The organism is Bacteroides sp. (genome assembly GCF_052357945.1).
Lineage (GTDB): Bacteria > Bacteroidota > Bacteroidia > Bacteroidales > Bacteroidaceae > Bacteroides.
In genome coordinates this window covers 1-23,145 of record NZ_DAWCXD010000008.1, presented here as the reverse complement: position 1 = coordinate 23,145, position 23,145 = coordinate 1, and the positions used below count along the sequence as shown (strand labels likewise).

General features: G+C 40.7%; 22 protein-coding genes and 1 pseudogene. 7 read left to right on the top strand and 16 right to left on the bottom strand.

Annotated features, from left to right (window positions below; all coding sequences use genetic code 11):
• Positions 1 to 40 precede the first annotated feature (40 nt).
• Both ACT8YW_RS03640 and ACT8YW_RS03635 read right to left on the bottom strand, forming a co-directional pair.
• Positions 41 to 610, bottom strand: coding sequence for a Crp/Fnr family transcriptional regulator (locus tag ACT8YW_RS03640; protein WP_444104044.1), 570 nt, complete (start codon positions 608 to 610; stop codon positions 41 to 43).
• 12 nt (positions 611 to 622) lie between these two features.
• Positions 623 to 1,852 carry a 3-phosphoshikimate 1-carboxyvinyltransferase gene (locus ACT8YW_RS03635; RefSeq protein ID WP_444104066.1) on the bottom strand — a complete coding sequence of 410 codons (1,230 nt, stop codon included), beginning with the start codon at positions 1,850 to 1,852 and terminating at the stop codon, positions 623 to 625.
• A gap of 207 nt (positions 1,853 to 2,059) precedes the next feature.
• Here ACT8YW_RS03635 and ACT8YW_RS03630 point away from each other — a divergent pair, with 207 nt between their 5' ends.
• Positions 2,060 to 3,112: a winged helix DNA-binding domain-containing protein gene (locus ACT8YW_RS03630; protein WP_008650113.1), complete on the top strand. Its 1,053-nt coding sequence runs from the start codon at positions 2,060 to 2,062 to the stop codon at positions 3,110 to 3,112.
• Positions 3,113 to 3,698: 586 nt separating this feature from the next.
• On the opposite strand, the gene ACT8YW_RS03625 is transcribed toward ACT8YW_RS03630, so the two are convergent.
• Positions 3,699 to 4,370: a DUF1349 domain-containing protein gene (locus ACT8YW_RS03625; RefSeq protein ID WP_181884944.1), complete on the bottom strand. Its 672-nt coding sequence runs from the start codon at positions 4,368 to 4,370 to the stop codon at positions 3,699 to 3,701.
• Positions 4,371 to 4,457: 87 nt separating this feature from the next.
• Here ACT8YW_RS03625 and ACT8YW_RS03620 point away from each other — a divergent pair, with 87 nt between their 5' ends.
• Positions 4,458 to 5,237 carry a response regulator transcription factor gene (locus tag ACT8YW_RS03620; protein ID WP_074559156.1) on the top strand — a complete coding sequence of 260 codons (780 nt, stop codon included), beginning with the start codon at positions 4,458 to 4,460 and terminating at the stop codon, positions 5,235 to 5,237.
• Between the two features lie 74 nt (positions 5,238 to 5,311).
• On the opposite strand, the gene ACT8YW_RS03615 is transcribed toward ACT8YW_RS03620, so the two are convergent.
• Positions 5,312 to 6,004, bottom strand: coding sequence for an HAD family hydrolase (locus ACT8YW_RS03615; protein WP_004316267.1), 693 nt, complete (start codon positions 6,002 to 6,004; stop codon positions 5,312 to 5,314).
• Between the two features lie 187 nt (positions 6,005 to 6,191).
• On the opposite strand from ACT8YW_RS03615, the gene ACT8YW_RS03610 reads away from it, so the two are divergent.
• On the top strand, positions 6,192 to 7,256 hold the full coding sequence (locus ACT8YW_RS03610; RefSeq protein WP_444104043.1) for a DUF2027 domain-containing protein: 1,065 nt from the start codon (positions 6,192 to 6,194) through the stop codon (positions 7,254 to 7,256).
• Positions 7,257 to 7,321: 65 nt separating this feature from the next.
• Here the strand turns inward: ACT8YW_RS03610 and ACT8YW_RS03605 are convergent, their stop codons facing one another.
• The 10 genes and pseudogenes from ACT8YW_RS03605 to hemW form a co-directional block, all read right to left on the bottom strand.
• Positions 7,322 to 7,678: a hypothetical protein gene (locus ACT8YW_RS03605; RefSeq protein WP_004299310.1), complete on the bottom strand. Its 357-nt coding sequence runs from the start codon at positions 7,676 to 7,678 to the stop codon at positions 7,322 to 7,324.
• 292 nt (positions 7,679 to 7,970) lie between these two features.
• Positions 7,971 to 8,579, bottom strand: coding sequence for a lysine exporter LysO family protein (locus ACT8YW_RS03600; protein ID WP_004326224.1), 609 nt, complete (start codon positions 8,577 to 8,579; stop codon positions 7,971 to 7,973).
• The gene (locus ACT8YW_RS03595; RefSeq protein ID WP_118032508.1) at positions 8,576 to 8,863 is read right to left on the bottom strand and encodes a LysO family transporter; all 288 of its coding nucleotides are present in this window, start codon (positions 8,861 to 8,863) and stop codon (positions 8,576 to 8,578) included. Before ACT8YW_RS03595 ends, ACT8YW_RS03600 begins: the two co-directional genes overlap by 4 nt.
• A gap of 2 nt (positions 8,864 to 8,865) precedes the next feature.
• The gene (locus ACT8YW_RS03590; protein WP_444104042.1) at positions 8,866 to 9,636 is read right to left on the bottom strand and encodes a hypothetical protein; all 771 of its coding nucleotides are present in this window, start codon (positions 9,634 to 9,636) and stop codon (positions 8,866 to 8,868) included.
• Positions 9,633 to 10,627: pseudogene (locus tag ACT8YW_RS03585) on the bottom strand (DUF4249 domain-containing protein). Before ACT8YW_RS03585 ends, ACT8YW_RS03590 begins: the two are co-directional and overlap by 4 nt.
• Positions 10,628 to 10,634: 7 nt before the next feature.
• On the bottom strand, positions 10,635 to 13,337 hold the full coding sequence (locus ACT8YW_RS03580) for a TonB-dependent receptor domain-containing protein (RefSeq protein ID WP_444104041.1): 2,703 nt from the start codon (positions 13,335 to 13,337) through the stop codon (positions 10,635 to 10,637).
• Between the two features lies 1 nt (position 13,338).
• Positions 13,339 to 14,217 carry a FecR family protein gene (locus ACT8YW_RS03575; RefSeq protein WP_444104040.1) on the bottom strand — a complete coding sequence of 293 codons (879 nt, stop codon included), beginning with the start codon at positions 14,215 to 14,217 and terminating at the stop codon, positions 13,339 to 13,341.
• A gap of 27 nt (positions 14,218 to 14,244) precedes the next feature.
• Positions 14,245 to 14,679, bottom strand: a complete 435-nt coding sequence (locus ACT8YW_RS03570; RefSeq protein ID WP_004299320.1) for a hypothetical protein — start codon at positions 14,677 to 14,679, stop codon at positions 14,245 to 14,247.
• A gap of 87 nt (positions 14,680 to 14,766) precedes the next feature.
• The gene (locus tag ACT8YW_RS03565) at positions 14,767 to 15,321 is read right to left on the bottom strand and encodes an RNA polymerase sigma-70 factor (protein WP_008650130.1); all 555 of its coding nucleotides are present in this window, start codon (positions 15,319 to 15,321) and stop codon (positions 14,767 to 14,769) included.
• A 19-nt stretch (positions 15,322 to 15,340) separates the two neighbouring features.
• On the bottom strand, positions 15,341 to 16,471 hold the full coding sequence (gene hemW, locus ACT8YW_RS03560; RefSeq protein WP_444104039.1) for a radical SAM family heme chaperone HemW: 1,131 nt from the start codon (positions 16,469 to 16,471) through the stop codon (positions 15,341 to 15,343).
• A gap of 548 nt (positions 16,472 to 17,019) precedes the next feature.
• Between hemW and ACT8YW_RS03555 the strand changes: the two genes are divergently transcribed.
• The 3 genes from ACT8YW_RS03555 to rprY all read left to right on the top strand — a co-directional run bounded on the left by ACT8YW_RS03555 (position 17,020) and on the right by rprY (position 21,780).
• Entirely contained in the window at positions 17,020 to 19,176 is a 2,157-nt protein-coding gene (locus tag ACT8YW_RS03555; RefSeq protein ID WP_151934592.1) for an elongation factor G, read from the top strand.
• 344 nt (positions 19,177 to 19,520) lie between these two features.
• Positions 19,521 to 21,077, top strand: a complete 1,557-nt coding sequence (locus ACT8YW_RS03550; RefSeq protein WP_004299325.1) for a sensor histidine kinase — start codon at positions 19,521 to 19,523, stop codon at positions 21,075 to 21,077.
• A 1-nt stretch (position 21,078) separates the two neighbouring features.
• The gene (rprY, locus tag ACT8YW_RS03545; RefSeq protein WP_004306608.1) at positions 21,079 to 21,780 is read left to right on the top strand and encodes a response regulator transcription factor RprY; all 702 of its coding nucleotides are present in this window, start codon (positions 21,079 to 21,081) and stop codon (positions 21,778 to 21,780) included.
• A 77-nt stretch (positions 21,781 to 21,857) separates the two neighbouring features.
• Here the strand turns inward: rprY and ACT8YW_RS03540 are convergent, their stop codons facing one another.
• A complete protein-coding gene (locus tag ACT8YW_RS03540) occupies positions 21,858 to 22,034 on the bottom strand; it encodes a hypothetical protein (RefSeq protein WP_004299327.1) in 177 nt (58 codons plus the stop codon).
• A 140-nt stretch (positions 22,035 to 22,174) separates the two neighbouring features.
• Entirely contained in the window at positions 22,175 to 22,621 is a 447-nt protein-coding gene (locus ACT8YW_RS03535) for a MarR family winged helix-turn-helix transcriptional regulator (protein ID WP_004299328.1), read from the bottom strand.
• A 160-nt stretch (positions 22,622 to 22,781) separates the two neighbouring features.
• Here ACT8YW_RS03535 and rpsF point away from each other — a divergent pair, with 160 nt between their 5' ends.
• Positions 22,782 to 23,126, top strand: coding sequence for a 30S ribosomal protein S6 (gene rpsF, locus ACT8YW_RS03530; RefSeq protein ID WP_004299329.1), 345 nt, complete (start codon positions 22,782 to 22,784; stop codon positions 23,124 to 23,126).
• Positions 23,127 to 23,145: the final 19 nt, after the last annotated feature.

Here is a 23,145-nt window from a genome sequence, read left to right as displayed (position 1 = left end):
AGGGTAGGGAATAAATAAACTCTTGATTGAAATCAAGAATTTATTTTTGTACGACTTTTCTTCGGATACGACTTAATGTTTCGGGACGAATGAGAAGATAGGAAGCCAGTTCTTTTAAAGTTATCAATTTCAGTAAGTCGGGACAACGGTTGATAATTTCAAGATAGCGTTCTTCCGGTGTCAGGCTGTACATTGAAATCATCCGGTCGTAGACTTCCCACAATAACGTTTCTGCGATGCGACGTCCTAACTTTTGGTGAACGCCGTTGGTATCGTAGAAGTCTGCCATTTGCTGATAATTGATTACGTATACCGAACAATCACACAAGGCTTGTATATCTACATTTGATTTGTCCTGTAACTGAAACGCCGGATAGTTACCAACAAAAGAATGATCGAAAGTATAGCCTACAATGCTGTTTTCGCCTACACTGTTGGTGCAACAGTACCGGAAAGAACCGGAACTGACGAATCCCATTGTTTTGCATACTTCTCCTTGGCGGGAAAAGTAGTCTCCTTTCTTATAATAGGTCTGCTTCCCCTGTTGTAATACAAAATCTACAATAGGGGAGTAGTTGATGTGGGAAGTATATTTGTTGAAATCTTCCACAGCGTATGAAAATTAGCCTTCGTTTATAACCTGAAATCCGGCCTGTTTCAAATCTTCCCAATATCCGGGATATGATTTGGTAACGACTTGCGGATCGGCAATAAGTAAATTAGGATGGCGGATAATTGCCGGTGCAAATGCCATTGCCATCCGATGGTCTTCGTAGGTTTCAATCACCGGAGTTTCCTCCGGTTCACATCGTTCGCCATTCCACATTAATATACTGTCATTTTCTTCCTCGATCACATATCCCAGCTTTTTAAGCTCGGCTCGCAGGGCGGCAATACGGTCAGTCTCTTTTATTTTCAGGCTTTGTAATCCGGTGAAACGGAAAGGGATATTCAGCAAGGCACAGGTAACAACGAATGTCTGTGCCAAATCCGGAATGTCGACAAAGTCTTCTTCCAGTCTTTCCGGCGCTTTGCCTGTTTTTTTCAGTTTCACACCTTGCGATGTAAATTCGGTAGTTATACCTAAGCGTGAGAAAACTTCTGCTCCCCGACTATCTCCCTGATAACTGTTAGGAAACAACTCCAATAATTCAATTTCTGCTTTGGGAGATAAGGCGGCAATCTGATACCAATAAGAAGCTGCGCTCCAGTCACTTTCCACTTTGAAAGGAATGCTCTGATAGAGTTGTGGAGCAACGGAAATGCTACTGGGAGAAGTCCATGCGGCTTTGGCTCCAAAGTCCTGCATCAGTTGCAATGTAAGATTGATATAAGGGCGGGAAATAATCTCTCCGCTTAAATGCAAAGTCAAACCGTCTTTGAGTGCCGGACCTATCATCAATAGAGCAGATATATATTGGGAACTTACATTTCCTTTCAAGGTTATTTCATTTCCTTTCAACTCTGCACCTTTGATACATAAGGGAGGATATCCTTCATGGTGGACATACTCTATTTCAGCTCCTAATTCCCGAAGCGCATTGACTAATATCTGTATCGGGCGTTGCTGCATACGGGCTGTTCCTGTGATTGTCCGTTCCCCCGGAGTCACACTTAAATAGGCGGTAAGGAAACGCATAGCAGTGCCCGCAGCCATGATGTCAATCGTCTCTTTCCCTTCTGTGAGAGCTTTTATCATCACCTGCGTATCGTCACAATCGGACAGGTTTTCAGGAGGATAAATACCTTTGCCCAGCGCATTGATGATTAATGCACGATTACTGATACTTTTAGAAGCCGGCAACTGGATAGTTGCTGTTACTACTGAAGGAGGGATGAGTTTATAGAGCATCATTTCTATTTTCTTTGGTTTGAGATGACAAAAATAGACATAAATTGGTATATATGCAGTTATAAAGTCAGAAAAACAATAGAAAATTTGGAATGGGGAAATTGCAATCGTATTTGAAGTAGAGGATAAAATCTCAAGAAATTACAATTGTATTTAAAATAAATGCTATATTGGTGACGAATTACAATTATATTTAAAAGGGAGCAAATGAAAATACCGAATATACGTTTACTTAATCAACAGTTATTAAGTCCTCTTTTTTCTCAACCAAAGGAACTTGTGTCCTGGATGGGAGCTATGCAGGCACAGAATTATTCTATGGTGAAATGGGCAGTAGGGATGCGTTTGAAGTCGGCAACGATTCAGACAGTGGAAAAAGCTCTCCGTGATGGTGAAATCCTGCGGACTCATGTAATGCGTCCGACATGGCATCTCGTAGCAGCAGAAGATATCCGATGGATGTTGAAACTTTCCGCCGGGCGTATTATATCTGCTAATGAGTCTTATGCGAAAGGGCATGACTTGGAAATTTCTGAAGAACTCTATACGAAAAGTCATAATCTGTTGGAGAAAATTCTTTGTGGGAAGAAAAGCTTGACGAGGCAGGAGATTGCCGAGCATTTTAACCGTTCGGGGATTGTAGCGGATAATCATCGTATGACCCGCTTTATGGCTCGTGCGGAGCAGGTGGGGATTGTATGTAGTGGGGAAGATAAAGGAAGTAAATGTACGTATGCGCTTTTGGAAGAGCGTGTTCCGCCGATGCCGGAATTGACCAAAGATGAATCTTTGGCTCGTTTGGCTAGAAGCTATTTTCGTAGCCATGCTCCTGCTGTTTTGCAAGATTTTGTCTGGTGGTCGGGGCTGCCTATTACAGATGCACGTCAAGCTATTTATTTGATTGATTCGGAATTAACGGCAGAAGAATGGAATGGACAAACATGGTATATTCATGAAGATTGCCGGACTCGTGGAAAAGTTACCGGCAGTTTACATCTTCTTCCTTCTTATGATGAATATTTGCTTGGTTATAAAGACCGGACAGACGTTTTGCCTAAAGAGCACTACTCGAAAGCATTTACCAATAATGGTCTGTTTTATCCGATTGTTCTTCATGAAGGACAAGTGATAGGAAACTGGGATAAGTCTGTTAAAAAGAGAGGCTCATTGATAGAACATTCATGGTTCCGGTTGGATGATTGTGTCGATGAAGGTGCGTTGGATCGTGAGAAAGATAAGTATATACGGTTTTGGCGATAATATGAGAAAACATATATTTTATCGTTGCATAATTCCATATATGCAGGATATATTTAGGTATGAGTTGAAAATGAGAAGGATTTGCTGTTTTCGAATTTAGAAAAGAAATAAATCGATTGCGTTTTGGAATAATTTGTTTTAGTCTGTGTCTTTTATGGAATAGATGTATAGAACTTACCTTTGTTTTGTCTCAAATTGATATGTGGAGTGTTGGCTGTTTCAGGTGTAGGTTAGCTCTGGGATAGCACTTAAAATAAAGTTTTATATGCTCCTTTTAAAGGAATAAAGTGTTTCTCACCGATCAATGAGTCGTTTCTTTAAAAGGAACTGGTTATTCCTTTTAAAGAAACGATTGTCAATAAGTTTATTTATAGTGTATCTTTTGACTGTTTTTATGTAAAAAACTCCTCTGAAACTGTATATTCTTGCATTATTTTATACAACAGAACTGCTGGAAGAGGAAATCCGTGTGATGCTATTTATACTCATCATATTAAAAATAGAACATTTAAAGTAAGATATACTACCATATTTATAGTATAAAGAGCTTTCTCTCTATTTAAATAAATAGCATCAGGACTGATTTTTATTTGTTCATTTGCCTTTTTGCCCATTCCAGTCTTCGTTGATCGGCTAATGGAGTCACTTTAAATTCTTCGAATGTAGCGGTGAACCCTTTCCCGTCCGGACAAGCTCCCATTAATCCTACCATGACAGGACAATTATCTTGCAACCAACAAGTGCGCATCATAATATATTCTTTATCATCACGTGAGAAAAATATTTCTACTGCATCCAGGCGACGGACTGCTTTTATCCATATAGAGCGGGGAGCATCCGGCAATTGTACTACACTCCAGTCACTGGTTCGGTGTGTAACTACGGCACTTACATTCTGTTTGCCATCAACGTATTCCACACCTGCTTTTATCCAGTTCTCATGGTCGATGCGCAGCATTAATCCCATTTGGTCAAAGGTGGTGACATAGTTGCCGGTTATCTTTACTTTGGCTTCAAATTCTCCACCATAAGTCGCATAATAGAAAGGTCCGTCGTCCACTGTGAATCCATAATGAGAAATCCTCCAAAAGTCTGTTTTTGCAGGAACATCCATCACTAAGGTTTTGCTATCTTTTATTTCCCACTGTTGAGGCTCGTTCAGCCAGTTCATCTTATTCAAACTTTGTGCCATAGAAGAAGTTGCTACTGCCATAAAGGCTATTGACATGATTTTGATTTTTAAATGTTTCATGATCATTTCTAATTTGATTATCTTTATCTTTGTGGTGCAAAGATAGGTCATACCTCCGTGTGCAACAATACTGAATAATAACCATTTTATAAGATGGACGTATTACAAAAGGAAATAGATGAAGTTTATGCGACACAACTGATAGCCGATGAAATATTGGACAATGGAGTTGTAGAGCAACATCAACGCTTTATTCATTCATTGACGGAGATTAATGGTGGATGTGCTGTTATTTCAGATCTTTCGAATAGGAAAAGTTACATTGCCGTTCATCCTTGGGCGCATTTTCTAGGGTTGACTCCCGAAGAAGCTGCTTTAAGTGTGATTGATTCTATGGATGAAGATTGTATTTATCGGCGTATTCATCCTGAAGACTTGGTAGAAAAGCGGTTATTGGAGTATCAGTTTTTTCAGAAGACCTTTTCGATGTCTTCCGAAGAACGGTTGAAGTACCGGGGAAGATGCAGAATACGTATGATGAATGAGAAAGGAGTCTATCAGTATATTGATAATTTAGTGCAGATTATGGAAAATACTCCTTCCGGAAGTGTATGGTTGATTTTTTGTCTTTATACCTTGTCTGCAGATCAACGAACGGAGCAGGGGATATATCCCACTATTACCCATATGGAACGTGGAGAAGTCGAAATGCTCTTTCTTTCGGAAGAACATCGCAATATCCTATCCGAACGCGAAAAGGAAATACTTCGCTGTATACGTAAAGGACTATCTAGTAAAGAAATTGCAGCTGCCCTTTATATTAGTGTGAATACAGTCAATCGACACCGCCAGAATATTTTGGAGAAACTCTCTGTCGGTAATTCGATAGAAGCGTGTCGGGCTGCTGAATTGATGAAACTGTTGGATTTGTAATCCAATAAGATGGCATTGTTCACTGATTTCTTTCTTCAGATTTAAAGCTTATCTGAAGAAAGAACAGAACTTATTTAAAACAAAAGTAGCAACTCATCAAATCTTTTCACCTGTTTCAGATGGTCATGTGTGAATGTGTCTACTACTTCGTGTTTCCACATCACTTCAAAAGGAATATGTATACCATATCCTCCCAGCGATAGAACAGGTTGAATGTCCGATTTCAGAGAATTGCCAATCATGACAAATTCGGAAGGAGCAATCTGTAAGATATTCAACATTCGTTGATATTCTTTCTCTGTTTTATCGGACATCACTTCAATGTGATCGAAATAAGAGGCTAATCCGGAACGTTCCAGCTTATTCTCCTGATCGAGTAAGTCTCCTTTAGTGGCAACTACTAATTTGTATTTACCCTTCTCTTTCAACACTTTAAGCGTTTCTTTTACTCCCGGCAATAGTTCAATAGGCATTTTCAGTAATGATTTGCCTAATTCAATAATATGTTGGATGTCTGTACCTGAAATCTTTTGTCCACTCACATGCAAAGCTGTCTCTACCATAGAAATGGTGAAGGCTTTGGCTCCATAGCCGAGATATTTCAGATTATTCATTTCTGTTTGAAATAAAGCGGCTGAAATATCTTCAGAAGTGCCATAAGGCTTTAATAGGTCTGTGTATTGTTTCTCTATTTCCTGGAAAAAAGGTTCATTGCTCCACAAGGTATCGTCTGCATCAAAAGCAATGACTTTAATAAGTTCTTTCATCGGTTTTCGTCGTTAATGGTGAATTTTAGATTATATGTTTGGTATTTCGTCGGGTGCAAAGTTACAATAAAAAGAGGAATAAAGGCAGACGGTTTGTTTTTAGAACCGAATCTCCATTTAATTTCATAGAAATCTCTATCTTTGTTACTCGTTTTTTTGAGTTTGAATTTTAATTGGATATACAATAATGAAAATAGGAGATAAAGTACGCTTTCTTAGTGAGGTAGGCGGTGGAATCGTAACTGGATTCCAGGGAAAGGATTTTGTGTTGGTAGAAGATGCAGATGGGTTTGATATTCCAATGCCGATACGCGAGTGTGTCGTGATTGAAACAGATGACTATAATTTGAAGCGTAAACCGACTTCTTCTGCTCCGAAACAAGAGGGACCTGCTAAACCGGTAAAACCGGAGATGCCCGTCATTCAACGCCAGCCGGAAGTGAAGGGGGGAGATACGCTGAATGTATTTCTGGCTTATGTGCCTGAAGATGCAAAGGCTATGATGACTACTCCTTTCGAGACTTATTTGGTAAATGATAGCAATTATTATTTGTATTACACTTATTTGAGTGCAGAAGGAAAAGCCTGGAAGAACCGTTCGCACGGGTTGGTGGAACCTAATACGAAATTGCTGTTGGAGGAGTTTACAAAAGATGTACTGAATGATATGGAGCGGGTGGCCGTTCAGTTGATTGCTTTCAAAGATGGTAAGCCTGCGGCTATCAAACCGGCTGTCAGTGTGGAAATGCGGATTGATACCGTGAAGTTCTATAAACTTCATACCTTTAGCGACTCTGATTTCTTCGAAGAACCGGCGTTGATTTATGACATTGTGAAAGATGATATGCCTACCAAGCAAGTATATGTTTCGGTAGAAGAACTTCAAGAGGCTTTGCTGCAGAAGAAATCTGTAGATAAGCCCAGATCACAACCTATTGTGAAACCGAATCATGCTCATGGTGGAAAGAGTGAGATTGTTGAAATAGATCTTCATATCGACTCTCTACTGGATGATACTCAAGGAATGGGTAATGCTGAAATACTGAACTATCAATTGGATAAGTTTCGCGAAGTGATGGAAGTCTATAAGAACAAACGTGAGCAGAAGATTGTCTTTATTCACGGCAAAGGAGATGGTGTGCTTCGGAAAGCTATCGTTGATGAATTGAAACGGAAATATAGTAATTGCCGTTATCAGGATGCTTCTTTCCAGGAATATGGGTTTGGAGCTACGATGGTGACTATTAAATAATGGAATAAAAAAAGTGGAAGCCCAAACTGGCTTCCACCCTCTCTCTCTTTTGCATATTACTCATTTTACTTATTCAGTTCAATACCTTTATTCTGTAAAGTGATGTTCATCAATGCAGCATACTTGGCATACTGTTCAGCACTAAGAGTCTTTCTCATCAGCTTCAAGTTACCATAAACAGCGTTACGCAATTTAGCTTCTTTATCTTTCTTTGCTGTTGTGGCTCTTGACATCTGTTCGGAGAAATAATCGCAGATGTTTGCAACCTCTTCACTCTGAACTGAATTCAAGTTCAAATATTTACCTAATTTACTAACATTGATGTTACCTTCCCATTTTGCAGTTGTAGGTTGATTTCCGGCTGCAAATGTTGTAGCAGCAAGGCAGAGCGCTGCCACTAATGTTAATCCTAAACGTTTCATAATACCTACTTTTTTAATTGTTATACCTAAAAACTATTCCTAAAAACAAATCTAATACCTATTGAAAATTAGTCTAAGCGCTTAGTTTTTTCTTTTTACCTATGCAAATATAAGAATATGTTTTATAGCATAAAAATAAAGAAAAGGAAAAGATTCTATTTAGCCTCATTTCTTGATGTAAGTCAAGAGATGATATGCTTTTTGATACAAAAACGGTTCTTTATGAAACATATTTGTAATACGTGTGCGAAAACGATAGTGGAAATAATCTGCTTTTTAGGATTTATTCCTATTAAAATGATATTGAACAAAGGAACGTGACTAGGAAAGGAACACTGAAATCAACAACAAAACCATGGAAAATGGAAATGATTACAAATTCTTTTCCCGAATATCGGGTAATAATAGGAAGAGTGGTATCCATTGTAGTGGCTCCACCAACAGAAATAGGGGCTAGCTTTCCGAAATACTTCACTAATAATGGCGCACACAGCAAAGCGATAATTTCACGCATGATATTGGAAAGTAACGCAATAGTTCCCAGTTCGGGACCCTTGTATTCGGTAATGAAAATGCTGGAAAGTGAATAATATCCAAATCCGGCTCCGACTGCCATACAGTCTAAAGGACCTCGTTGGCTCATAAAGGCTCCTGCTACGGCGCAGCCTGCTAATGTGCCAATGATCGTCATGATGGGAAGGAATACAAGCCGCGGATTTAGGGAGCGAAAACTCTTCAAAGTATTCGGATCGTTGCCGATACTGATGCCTACGCAGAACATGAGTCCGCAGAGGGCATAGTAACTGAGCTTGCTGTCGGTGAAGTCGTATGGAATAAGATGATAAACTCCACAAAGAGTACCGATAATGAAGAAAGAGACGATAATCAAACTACCTTTCATGCTTTTGTCTCCTTTCCTCCATTCCATTTATATAATAGGTACCATAATCCCCAGGCGCATAACGTACTTCCTGCAACGGCAGCTACCGTGATGATAATAGCTTCCAGTCCGAGAGTATGTAAACCTTTGATAATAGATTCGTTACCTCCTACATCTATTCCGAGAAGAAAGAGGAGAATCCATATAAGAAGAGTAATTATCTTGTGTATCCATGATAGTCTTTTACTGCGTAACAAGTAGCCAAGAAGCATGCCTGTCAGCATAATTCCAATAATGATAAACATAGTTAGTGTCTGCTTTTTGGCTGCAAAGATAGTATTAAATGTATATCCCGACTAATCTCCTCCACGATTTCTTTCGTAGCCATTGACAAACATTCGGTCATATCATCCAGGCAAGCGGCATTGGCGGACGGTGAATCTTCGAATCTTTGCGCTTTGGTAGTTTGCTGATATTCTGTAGAGTAGGTTTTATCAAGCAGGCAATCTTCCTTTTGAGTGAGGCGGATAGAAATGGCAAGACTGGAAGCTGCCGGGCGAATTTTGTTATTGACAACCTCCAACATTTCTCCCTCAAACCAGGGGATGCTTGACTGGTTGAGTTTGATTCTGCCACACGTCTCATTCTTTCTGATTTTTACTTCCAGCCGATAGGCGGAATCGGGAATCATTTTTCCTTTCTGATTATCTATCAGATGACAGCAGGTGCTACTGTTACATTCGGTAAGCAGTGCCTCCGTCAGAAATTCCCGATAGAGTTGGGTGAGAGAAGACTCTCCTAACCGAAGATGGAAAAGCTCACCCTCATAGTTATATAGCAGTAGCGGAATATATGCAGACTTTTTTCGTTTCACGCTGGTGTAATAATCCATGTTGGAGTAGTCGATGAAGTCCAGATATATGGTTTGATCTGCTTTCTCCTGATAGATAGGAGAAGTGAGCTCGTAATACAAGCTGGATTTTAAGGCTTGTATCTCCCTTAGCATACTCCGGCTGCTTCGGCAGGAACAGAACAGCGGTAATGCGATGAGTATAAATAGTAGGTGATGAGTTTTCATATCCATGGCTTTTCTATATGAATGATTTTGCTTGTCTCCGTACTGATCCCGACAATCCCGACCCCTCCGTGCACATTGCCGGGATATTTGATTGGTTCGTTTATTGTCTCATCATAAGCGTCGGAATCTGCCAGGTTGAGTGCTTTCAGATAGTAATATTCGGTTTCTGTAATGCTTAACAGACGCACAATAATATCCATCTTTACATTCGTTCCATATTTGGAAAGCCCCTCAACATTTGTCTGGTTGTAAACTGTCATGGTATAAGATGTATTTTTGAATCGTGAGTCGTCAAATACCCCATATATATTCTTCACGGTGTCGAACATGCCATTATCTTCGTCATCGCTGTTGGTAGGCTGTCCGTCCGTCAACACAATTCGCGAGATATAAAATGATAACGGTGTGTGGTTTGAGTGACATATTCGCCTATTTCATTATTATAGTCTTTCACTGTCATTTGCTTATCCATGATAAGTCGATAGAAATTATTTTCGTCGGGGCGATCTTTGATGTTGATTTTATACCGGAGATAATTCTGTGTATAATAATACTGTGTCAGTGGAACAGTGACCGTATCGATATCAGTTATTTCGTTGGGACGCTGTGGAACGGTAACTTCAGCCCATGCGTGATACTGCCCGTCGTCAGTGAGAGCGTCGATACGTACTACATCTCCGGGAGAGAACTTGCCGGAAATATTGAAGCGGCATTGCATGTCTCCTTCCGCCTGTGGTGGGAGCGGACGTAAACTTTCTGACAACTGCCCGTTAACACGTACTTCCACAGTGGCTTTTTCTGCATGAGTGGCATATCCTCTTCCCGTGAAATTGAGGTAAAGAACATTGGTCAGACTATCTGCGTTGATTAGTGCATTCATCACTAATTTGGGTGGATTGTCCTTTACACTAAACGGGAGTTCGTTTTCGCAAGATACTGTTGTCAGTAATGCTATTAACAGGATAAATGGATAATATATACGAGTTCTCATAATGGGTTTAGAATTTATAAGTGTAAGTGAATGATGGAATTAATGGAAGTATAGTATACTTCTTGATAATCGGTTTGTAGGGATCGTTTTTGCTGGTGCTGCGATATACGAAGGTAGGATTCATCGCATTATATGCATTATACAGACTGATATTCCAGGTACGCATACCATGTTTGGTCTTTTTGTTGAAATTGACTCCCACATTCAACCGGTGACTGGCTGGTAACCGGTAATTATTACGATGCTCCACATACGAAGCTTCTCCGATGGTGGGTGAAGTTATGCCTGAATCAAAATAATCTCCATATCCATATCCTCCTCCAAATCCGTTGTTTGTGCCATCGCTAGGACGGATGACAGCGGTTTTCTCTTCAGGGATTGTACTTGTTCCACCTGTATAAAACACCCAGGAAGCACCGATGTCGATACGTTCGCTGAACTTATGGTTGATTGTCAGGTTGATATTGTGTCTTCGGTCATATTTATATGGAAACCGTTCACCGTTGTTGATACCGCCTTTGGCAAACTGACGATCACTTTTGGACAAAGTGTAGGACAGCCATCCCGTCGTTCTTCCAAGTGTCTTTTGTGCCATAAACTCAATACCTGCCGAACGTCCCTTGCCCATTTCCACTTTATTTTCCCAACCGGCAGAAGAACCGAAGAAGCTGACTCCTTCCTTATACTCCAATACATTATACATATCTTTATAATAGCCTTCTACCGAGAATTCCCATCCCTCGATTCCCGTATAGTATCCGCCTAATGAATATTGGTGAGAGCGCATCGGTTTGATTTTTTTAGTCACGGGAACCCATAAGTCCGTAGGCATTGCGATTGGCATGGATGATAACAGATGTACGTATTGGCTCATTTGTGTATAAGAGGCTTTCAGAGTTACGTCTTTTCCTAGTTGATAACGGGCGGAAACTCGTGGCTGCAAAGAAGAATAACTCTGTTTCTGTACCTGAAACAAGGAGAAGTGTAATCCGAGATTCAGACGCAGACGGTCATTCACCTTGATGTTGTCTTCCAGGTAAGCCGATAGCTCATGTCCGTAAATCCGGCTGTTGGCGATGCTGTGGTAAGTGGTGTCGCGATCTACTTTGTCTCCTGTTTTTTCGGAGATTTTGGATGTCATGACTTCCGGACGGAACCGATGATAGATATATCCTGTACCAAATTTAATGTGGTGTGTGGGAGACGGGTTATAATCGAAATCGATCTGATAGCTCCAGTCATTGATTCCCGAACGATAATCGGCTGAATATCGGTTGATTATCGAAGCTCCCATGCTGTTAGCATATTTATTGTTGTTGTATGAGTTGACGTCGAATAAATAGTTGTTGTAAGAGACGGTTGTGTTGCTGAACAGACGGTTGTTGAATATATAGTTCCATCTGGCGGAAACAATGGTATTTCCCCAATTCATTGTGCTTCCATCTTTGGAGTCGGTATCTCCATCATAATTGGCGGCAAAATGATCTTTTCCATTGTAAACGCTTAGATAGATACGGCTCCGGTCGGAGAATTTATGATTGATTTTGGCATTGATGTCATAAAAGTAATAACCATATTCTTCATCATTCGGCATAAATGGCTTAGCGATGAGATCGACATACGAACGTCTGGCGGAAATGTTGAAAGAGGTTTTTCCTTTCACAATCGGGCCTTCCAGATTGATTTTGCTGGTTAGTAATCCGATACTAAGCGTACCGTGGTATTTCTGCATGTCTCCGTCATTGGTGCGGACATCAATGACGGAAGAAAGACGTCCGCCGAAACGTGCCGGAAAGGAGCTTTTGAATAGTGTTACCTTTTTGACGGCCTCCGGAGTAAAAACCGAAAAGAATCCGAACATGTGGTCTACGTTGTATACAGGAGTTCCATCCAGTAGAATAAGATTCTGGTCCGGACTGCCGCCGCGTATATACAGTCCGGCTGAACCGTCTACTCCTGCCTGTACGCCAGGCATCAACTGGATGGCTTTCATGACATCTGCTTCTCCCAGTATGCTCGGCGTATTTTTAATCTGTGTCATCGGAATTTCGATAGAGCCCATCTGGGTAGCTACGGTGCCCGTTTCAGTTTTATCGGAAACGATCACTACCTCCTGCAACTGCGTGTTTCCCTGCATACGGATATTCAGCAATGTATCTTGTGAGAGCGTAAAATGATGCGCTTCTGTGGCATAACCCAGATAGGAGAAACGCAGTTCGGTTTCTCCTTCGGGCAAAGTGATGCTGTAAAAACCGTAAGGATTGGTGGTTGTTCCTTGATTCTGATGACTCTCAATGATATTGGTTCCAATCAACGTCTCGGAAGACGTTCCATCCGTGACATATCCGCTGATAGTGAACTTACGGCCTACGGTTTTTGATTCTTTTTTCTTTTGCAGTAGAATATGGCGGCCGGTGAACTGATAACTGATCTGCTCATTCTTGAATACGAGGTCAAGTATTTCACGCAATGGCTTATCCTTTACCTGCAAATTGATTTTATGTTTGATGATAATTTCCTCGCCATAGATAAAAGAATATCCGGTTGAGTTTTCAATCCGCTTGACGAATTCTTTTAGTGTGGCGTTTCGTAGTGTCAGCGAAAGCCGGGCTTCCGCATTTTGTGCATATATTTGAGTAGTGATAAGGAGTGCCACCCCTATCAGAACAATGGTTCTGACAGGGAAGCGACCTTGGAATATTATATTCATCTTAGTCCGGTTTAGCAGTGATAATAATCTGTTTATTGTTTTGTGAGTAGTTGAAATAACCGGCATTATGTAATACAGATAAAATAGTTGCCAGATCTTCTCCATCGCGGAATCGTGCTGTGATCCGGTAATTTTGCAAAGTTGTATCGGCTATCTGGATCGTCGCTCCGAATGAGTTGGACAGTTCGCGGGCAATCTCCTGTAAAGGCAGGTCGTCGAATATAAACTCTCCTTGTCGCCAGGAAATTTCATCTTCTGCATTCTCTAAAACCTTGCGGGTGAGTTTTTCTTCTACCTTATTATATATAGCAATCTCGTTAGGCTTCAAAACCATACGAACAGATTTACTTTTATTGCTGACTGCTACCGAGCCGGACAATAATGTTGTCTTTACATCGGGATTGTCATGATATGCATCTACATTGAAATGGGTTCCCAGCACCTGAACGTCAATCGTTTCAGTCTGCACGATAAACGGATGCTTTGGGTCCTTGCTTACTTCAAAATAGGCTTCTCCATTTAGCTCCACTTCCCGTTTGTCCGATTGGAACTTTTCCGGATAAGAAAGCGAAGAATAATGGTTGAGCGTGACGGAACTACCATCAGGGAGGCGGACAGTACGTGTCTCTGCCAGAGTGGAAATCGTTTGTATTGCAGCAGGTTGCATATATAAATAAGCTGTCCATACCGATAGGCAAAGTAGAACTACTGCCGCTGCTGCCGAGAAGGTGCGTATCAAAGTCAGATGCCGGGTATGCGACTTCAGTCTTTTTTCTAGTTCCGGGTAACTGGCTGCTGCTGAAAAACGCCCTCGCGGTGAACGCGTGGAAGCAATGAGCTGATTCAGTATTTCTTCTAATTCCGTATCGGTGTGTTTCATATTTTTTTCTGTATTACTCTTGATCCATTATTTTCGTTTCAACAGAATGGTCAGTTTGCTGATTCCTCCTTCTTTCCATTGGGGAGTGCAGGATAAAGTGACATTCTGTTTATTCAATACCATCTGTTTGGGATAGATTTTAATGATAGTCGTAGCCGACTTCTTACCCGCTTTGATGATTACTTTCTTTTCCGTCAGTTGTATGACTGCTGCTTGCCCTGTTACCGGAGGAGGTGCGGCAAGTACTACCGTCCGGTCTTCTTTCGCTTTCTCCATCGCCACAATTTTAATTTCCAATTCACACTCTGATTTGTTTCCTTCACATTCTACTGTTTCCTTCGAATGTTCGAATCCTGCATAGTCTTTGGGCAAATTGTCGTTGTCATTGTTGCATGAGAACAGGCACAGGCAAGTTGATAGAAGAACAAGGATTCCAATGTTTGCGTCATTTAGCTTTTTCATTTTTCTGTCTTTTTTAGTGATTGATTTATTTGTTGATAAAGACCGGAGGGTGACAGAAACTCCCTACCCTCTTTTTCTAAATAATTGTTAATCTATTTCTGCCCGGCTAATCATCTCTTTGAGTCGTGTGATTGCTTTCTGAAGTTGTGCATCCACTGTATTCATGCTGATACCTAATTCTTCCGCTACTTGTGCATAACTTTGTTTTTCTTCGCGGATGCGAATGAATACTTCTCTGCAACGTTCCGGAAGCCGGTCGAGTGCCTTTACGTAAAGAGCAAATAATTCTTCACTAATGAGTGATTCTTCCGGTGAATAGCTCTGTTCCTGTGGCTCAGGCAGAGAATCAGGATGAATGTAAGTGTGTTTTGATTCTTTTTCCAGATAATTGAGCGAAGCATTTTTGACGAGAATGAAACAATAATCTTCAATGTTTCTCACATCAAGCAAATTGCTGCGTTGCTTCCATAGTTTCAGGAATACATCGAGAACGATTTCCTGCGACCATTCTTCCTGTTTCACATAATAATAGGCAATACGAAAGAGACGGTCGTAAGTCATGTTGTAAAAGTCCCGGAAAGCAGTTTGCGAATCCAGTTCTTTCATTTGCCGCAATAACTTTCTTACTTCTGATTCGGTCATCGGCTTCTTGTTTGTTTGGTTAGTCTACCCAAAGTAAATCACTCATTATACTGTCGGAAATGAAAATACCTTCACGCGTCAGGCGCAAAGCCCCGTTGTATTCCTCCAGTTTACCATTTTTCAGATAAGGTGCAGCCATTTTTTGACAATATTCCCACATTTCATTGCCGAACATCTGTTTTAGTTTCTCTATAGGTGTTCCCCATACGGTACGTATGGTAGTGATAATAAATTCGTTGTAGCGGGTGGTTGGGTCCAGATACTCTGTCTCGAAAGCACGGCAGTCTTCTTCTATACCTTTTATATAGGTGTCGATTGAGGACACATTCCATTCCCGTGTCATTCCGTCAAAAGAATGTGCCGATGGTCCGCATCCCAGATAAGCTATTCCTTTCCAATAGGAAGTGTTGTGGCGGGAATATTTTCCGGGGCGGCAGAAATTGGAAATCTCATAGTGTTCAAATCCTGCTTTCTGCAAATGCTCTATCAGTAATGTGAAAAATTCTAAACTGGAGTCTTCGTCTACCTCGGATATCTGGTGCTGTTTTAACATATTATATATAGGTGTATCTTCCTCATAAATCAAGTGATAGGCGGAGATATGCTCTACATTCAGACTGATAGCCTGGCAGAGATCGTTTTCCCATCGTTCTTTTGTTTCTCCGGGCAATCCGTAAATTAGGTCGATACTGATGTTCTGGAAACCGGCTTTCCGGCATCTGTCAATTGCTTCGATGGCTGTACGGGCATTGTGGCGGCGTCTCAATAGTTTGAGCGTAGCGTCATCAAAAGTCTGTATTCCCATGCTAAGACGGTTGAAAGGAAGTGAGGAAAGCATTTCCAGATATTCCTGTGATAAATCATCCGAATTAGCTTCCAGAGTGATTTCCTGGCAATGATTCAATCCGTAGTACTCGCGGATGGTATCAAAAATCTGTTCAAAATCCTCTTTTTCCAGTTGAGACGGGGTTCCGCCACCGAAATAAACTGTTTCTATATCTTCTCCTTTCAGGTATTCTTTACGCATCGCCAACTCCCGGCAGAGAGCCTGTACATAACGGGTTTTGAGTTCGCTGCGAGTGGTTGAGTAGAAGTCGCAGTAGATGCAGCGCGTTTTGCAAAAAGGAATATGAAGATAGATACCTGCCATAGCTATGCTGTTTGGGTTTGTGGGTGTAAAAGTAAGACTATTATTAGATATATCAAAAAAGCTGTTGACGGAAATTATTTATAGTGGGGCAGGAATACGCTAAATAGATAATTCTCCCATCGATTAGTAGAAGATAATTTCCTGCAATGCTGAATTTAAGATCTTTTCTTTTATAAATAAGATTCGAACTTGTAGCCAGGTTTTCGTTTGACAGTTGTCAAGCGATAGAATGACAATTGTTGAACTATCGCTTGACAACTGTCAAACGAAAACTGATTAGGCAACGGGGGAACTATTGTATGAAAGGAAAACAACTAAAAATAACATCGTGCCGGATTACTCGTTGCAACTATGAAATTAGTTTATAGCCATGCGAAAATAATTTTTAACCCGTTTCGAAAATGTTCATGTTAAAGATGTGTTACATAACATTGTTTAGTAACACTGCCATAAGTGTTGCTTTTCCCCCAATTAATCCCTAATTTGCGCATCACAAAATTAATGGTATGTGAGAAACATACTGAGTAATTACTAAAATCTTATATATTATGAAAGTATATCAGACTAATGAAATCAAGAACATTGCCTTGTTGGGAAGTTCTGGCTCTGGGAAAACCACTCTCGTGGAAGCGATGCTTTTCGAGAGTGGTGTTATAAAACGTCGCGGATCTGTTGCCGCAAAAAACACAGTTAGCGATTATTTTCCTGTTGAACAAGAGTATGGTTACTCCGTTTTCTCCACCGTTCTCCATGTAGAATGGAATAACAAAAAACTTAATATTATTGACTGTCCGGGATCGGACGACTTCGTAGGCAGCACAGTGACTGCACTAAATGTGACCGACACAGCAATTATCCTTCTCAATGGCCAATACGGCGTCGAAGTCGGTACACAAAATCACTTCCGTTATACAGAAAAGCTGAATAAACCTGTTATTTTTCTAGTCAACCAGCTTGATAATGAAAAATGCGATTATGATAATATCCTCGAACAGCTGAAAGAGGCATACGGCTCTAAAGTTGTTCCCATCCAATATCCGATAGCTACCGGTCCGGGCTTTAATGCGCTGATCGACGTATTGTTGATGAAGAAATACTCGTGGAAACCCGAAGGAGGGGCTCCGACAATCGAAGATATTCCAGCAGAAGAAATGGATAAGGCTATGGAAATGCACAAAGCATTGGTAGAAGCTGCTGCCGAGAATGATGAAAATCTGATGGAGAAATTCTTCGAGCAAGATTCCCTGTCAGAAGACGAAATGCGTGAAGGTATCCGTAAGGGATTGATCGCCAGGGGTATGTTCCCTGTATTCTGTGTTTGCGGGGGGAAAGATATGGGCGTTCGCCGCTTGATGGAATTCTTGGGCAACGTTGTTCCTTTTGTATCTGAAATGCCGAAGGTACAGAATACGGAAGGTAAAGAAGTGGCTCCGGACTCCAATGGACCGGAATCTCTTTATTTCTTCAAGACAAGTGTGGAACCGCATATCGGTGAAGTTTCCTATTTTAAAGTAATGAGCGGTAAAGTTCATGAGGGAGACGATTTGCTGAATGCCGACCGTGGTTCGAAGGAACGTATCGCGCAAATCTATGTGGTAGCCGGTGGTAACCGTGTCAAGGTGGAAGAATTGCAGGCCGGTGATATCGGTGCTGCCGTGAAACTGAAAGACGTGAAAACCGGTAATACGCTGAACGGTAAGGATTGCGACTACAAATTCAATTTTATCAAATATCCGAACTCTAAATATACCCGTGCCATTAAGCCGGTGAATGAAGCGGATGTGGAAAAGATGATGAGTATCCTGAACCGTATGCGTGAAGAAGATCCTACATGGGTGATTGAGCAATCAAAAGAACTGAAACAGACTTTGGTACACGGTCAGGGAGAATTCCATCTTCGTACCTTGAAATGGCGTTTGGAAAACAACGAAAAACTTCAGGTAAAATATGAAGAACCGAAGATTCCGTATCGTGAAACGATTACAAAGGCTGCCCGTGCCGACTATCGTCATAAGAAACAGTCCGGTGGTGCCGGTCAGTTTGGTGAAGTTCACCTGATCGTAGAACCTTATAAAGAAGGTATGCCTGTGCCCGAAACGTATAAGTTCAATGGACAGGAATTTAAGATTACTGTAAGAGGTACGGAAGAAATTCCATTGGAATGGGGTGGTAAACTGGTGTTTATCAACAGTATCGTCGGTGGCTCTATCGATGCCCGCTTCTTGCCTGCTATTATGAAAGGTATTATGGCTCGTATGGAGCAAGGTCCGTTGACGGGTTCTTATGCTCGTGACGTGCGCGTCATTGTTTACGATGGTAAGATGCACCCGGTAGATTCGAATGAAATCTCCTTTATGCTTGCCGGACGTAATGCCTTTAGTGAAGCGTTCAAGAATGCCGGTCCGAAAATTCTGGAACCGATTTATGATGTAGAAGTGTTCGTTCCGTCTGATAGGATGGGAGATGTGATGGGAGATCTTCAGGGACGTCGTGCCATGATTATGGGTATGAGTAGCGAAAAAGGTTTTGAGAAACTGGTTGCTAAAGTACCTTTGAAAGAAATGTCGTCTTATTCTACGGCGCTTAGCTCTCTCACGGGTGGACGTGCTTCGTTCATTATGAAATTCTCTAGTTATGAGCTTGTTCCGGCAGACGTTCAGGATAAGTTGATGAAGGATTTTGAAGCTAAACAAACTGAAGAATAGAAATGAGGATAGTTGATAAATAGTATGTGATAGCTGATTGAAAATTCACTATAATATTCGGTATTTATCATCTGTTAGGCATAAAGAATCAACCAAAACGTTAAAACCGTCGCCTTTTTTAAGTAAAAGGGGGCGGTTTTTGTTTAACTATGATTAATAAAGATAGAAAAACGCAAGGAAAAGATTTAATTTTTTATTAAATTTGCAAACCAAAGGAGGGGTTTTATTGTTGTAGTAATCAGAATACAACCTAAATAGCTCCTTACGGTTAATTTCCGGGAAGTTCCGGTTAAATCAAGTTAATGCATTAGGAGTGTTAATTAGGGAGTGTTAATTTTGTTGCTATGAAGAAGTCAACAATTTGGATATTAGGTATTGTAATGGGGCTTTCCTTCCTTAGCCTGCTGTATTTGCAGGTAAGTTATATAGAGGAAATGATGAAAACCCGTAAGGAACAGTTTGATTCGGCTGTACGCAATAGCCTGGATCAGGTTTCCAAGGATGTGGAATATGCAGAGACCAGACGTTGGTTGATCGAAGATATTTCAGAAGCAGAAAGAAAAGCGCTGATTGCGAATAATGCTTCCATACAACAAGACAACTTGATTCAGCAAACGCAGCGGTTTACAGTGAAGTCTAAGGATGGAAAAGTATATTCGGATTTTGAGCTGAAAGTGATGACCACTAAGCCCTCCGAGCTTCCGAAGGCTATGATTTCTCCTTACAGGGGGACAAAGACCATTCCGGAAACTTCGCGTTCATTGGTGGAAGCTATCAAGAATCGGTATATGTATCAACGGGCATTACTCGATGAAGTGGCCTGGCAGATGATTTACCGAGGAAGTGACAAGTCGATTGGAGACAGAGTACGGTTTAAAGAACTGGATGACTATCTGAAATCGAGCTTATATAATAATAGTATAGATTTGCCTTATCACTTTACAGTGATCGACAAAGACGGCAGGGAGGTCTACCGTTGTGCGGATTATGAGGCAAAGGGAAGTGAAGACGCTTATCAGCAGGCATTGTTCAAGAATGACCCGCCTGCCAAGATGAGCATATTGAAAGTGCACTTTCCGGGTAAGAAAGATTATATCTTTGACTCAATCAGTTTCATGATTCCGTCGTTGATATTTACGCTGGTATTGTTAGTGACATTCATCTTTACGATTTATATCGTATTCCGGCAAAAGAAACTGACGGAAATGAAGAATGACTTTATCAATAATATGACGCACGAATTTAAAACACCGATATCTACCATTTCATTAGCAGCCCAGATGTTGAAAGATCCGGCGGTGGGAAAATCTCCACAGATGTTCCAGCATATATCGGGAGTGATTAATGATGAAACCAAGCGCTTGCGCTTCCAGGTGGAAAAGGTGCTCCAGATGTCGATGTTCGAACGTCAGAAGGCAACTTTGAAGATGAAGGAGATTGATGCGAATGAATTAATAGCAGGAGTTGTCAATACCTTTGCGCTGAAAGTGGAACGGTATAATGGTAAGATAACATCGAACCTTGAGGCCACCGATCCTGTTATATTTGCAGATGAGATGCATATTACGAATGTAATCTTTAATCTGATGGATAACGCGGTGAAGTATAAGAAACCGGAAGAGGATCTGGAACTGAAAGTGAGAACGTGGAATGAGTCGGGTAAACTGATGATTTCGATACAGGATAACGGTATCGGTATCAAAAAGGAGAACCTGAAAAAGATATTTGAAAAGTTCTATCGTGTGCATACGGGTAATCTGCACGATGTGAAGGGCTTTGGACTGGGATTGGCTTATGTGAGAAAAATTATATTGGATCATAAGGGAACCATCCGGGCGGAAAGCGACCTGAACGTGGGAACTAAATTTATTATTGCATTACCTTTATTAAAAAATAATTGATATGGACGAGAAACTGCGTATTTTATTGTGCGAGGATGACGAAAATCTTGGCATGCTTTTAAGAGAATATCTACAGGCAAAAGGTTATTCTGCTGAGTTATATCCTGATGGAGAAGCCGGTTATAAGGCTTTCTTGAAGAATAAATATGACTTGTGCGTGTTTGACGTAATGATGCCTAAAAAAGACGGCTTCACACTGGCACAGGATGTCCGTGCAGCAAATGCTGAAATTCCTATTATCTTCCTGACGGCCAAAACGCTGAAAGAAGATATCCTGGAAGGTTTTAAAATCGGTGCGGATGATTATATCACCAAACCGTTTAGTATGGAAGAATTGACATTCAGAATTGAAGCGATCTTGAGACGTGTTCGTGGAAAGAAGAACAAAGAAAGCAATATCTATAAGATTGGTAAGTTTACTTTCGACACACAGAAACAAATTCTGTCGTCAGATGGCAAACAAACTAAGCTGACTACCAAAGAGTCTGAACTGCTCGGATTGCTTTGCGCACATGCCAATGAGATTTTGCAACGTGACTTCGCTCTGAAAACAATCTGGATTGACGATAACTATTTCAATGCCCGTAGTATGGACGTGTATATCACGAAATTGCGTAAGCACCTGAAAGAAGACGATTCAATCGAGATTATCAATATTCACGGAAAAGGCTATAAGCTGATTACTCCGGAAGTTGAATCTTAATGATTGCGTTTGAGATAACCCCAAATAAAAAATCCCGGGAACATTCGTTTCCGGGATTTTTTATTGATTTTGCGAAATTAATCAGCGATCTTCTTATTAATAACAATATAAGAAATGAGTCCCAGTACTACAAGTACTACTGAAGTACCCAGGATGGCGTTGTTGTTTACATTTCCTGTAAAGGAACAAGCCAGCAGGATGACTACTCCGACCAAGATTAATATCAATCCTAAGTTCTTTAATAAGCCTTTCATGTGTGTGTATTTTAATAGATTATAATATTCCAGTCACAAATTAAAGCATAATTCTTTAACGGGCGAAATTATTTGGATAAAAATTCCATTATAAATGCACGATTTAGTGGATTTTATGATTTAAAGAGAGGTTTGTCTACCTAATCTTTCGTATTGTAGAATACCTTTTTCAGCACCTCCTGCCCAATGCTCAATTCGTCGAGAGTAATACCGTGAAGAGCCTCTTTCAGAGTCTGTCCGGCAATGACACGCGCTTTTTCTTCCAGTTCTTTCCCGTCTTTAGTCAGGTGGATCAGGTTGGTACGGCGATCTTTTTTGTCGGAAATGCGTACAACGAGATGCTGCCGTTCCATATTATCTATCAAACGGGTCATGCTGGGCTTGTCTTTAAAAGTTGCATTACACAACTCTTGTTGCGTCACACCGTCTTTTTCCCATAGGAAAATGAGTACCGTCCATTGTTCGGGACTGATTTCCAGTCCGTTCTGACGAAAGTTACGATACAGTTTCCGGTTGATTGCCGCAGAAACTTTGCCATTTAATATGGCAAATATAAGTCGAATATCGAAATTAAATTGCTCTATCATGAAATTATTGTTTAAACAACTTTGCAAAGGTAAGTCTCTTCCCGGATAAATCCTATCTTCGGATACAAAAAAAGATTAAATATTTGTAGTTCAAAATAAAATGTCTAACTTTGCACCCGCATTTAAAATCAAATAATTTATTTATTTAATTAAACGAAGTATGAATCAATACGAAACCGTTTTCATTTTAACTCCCGTTTTATCTGATGTTCAGATGAAGGAAGCGGTAGAAAAATTCAAAGGCGTTCTTCAAGCTGAAGGTGCTGAGATTATTAATGAAGAAAACTGGGGACTGAAGAAATTGGCTTACCCAATTCAGAAAAAGTCTACAGGTTTTTATCAACTGATTGAGTTCAATGCAGATCCTACTGTAATTGACAAGCTGGAAATTAATTTCCGTCGTGATGAACGCGTAATCCGTTTCTTGACTTTCAAGATGGATAAGTATGCTGCTGAATACGCTGCAAAAAGAAGAAGTGTTAAATCAAACAAAAAGGAGGATTAATCATGGCACAACAAGTTCA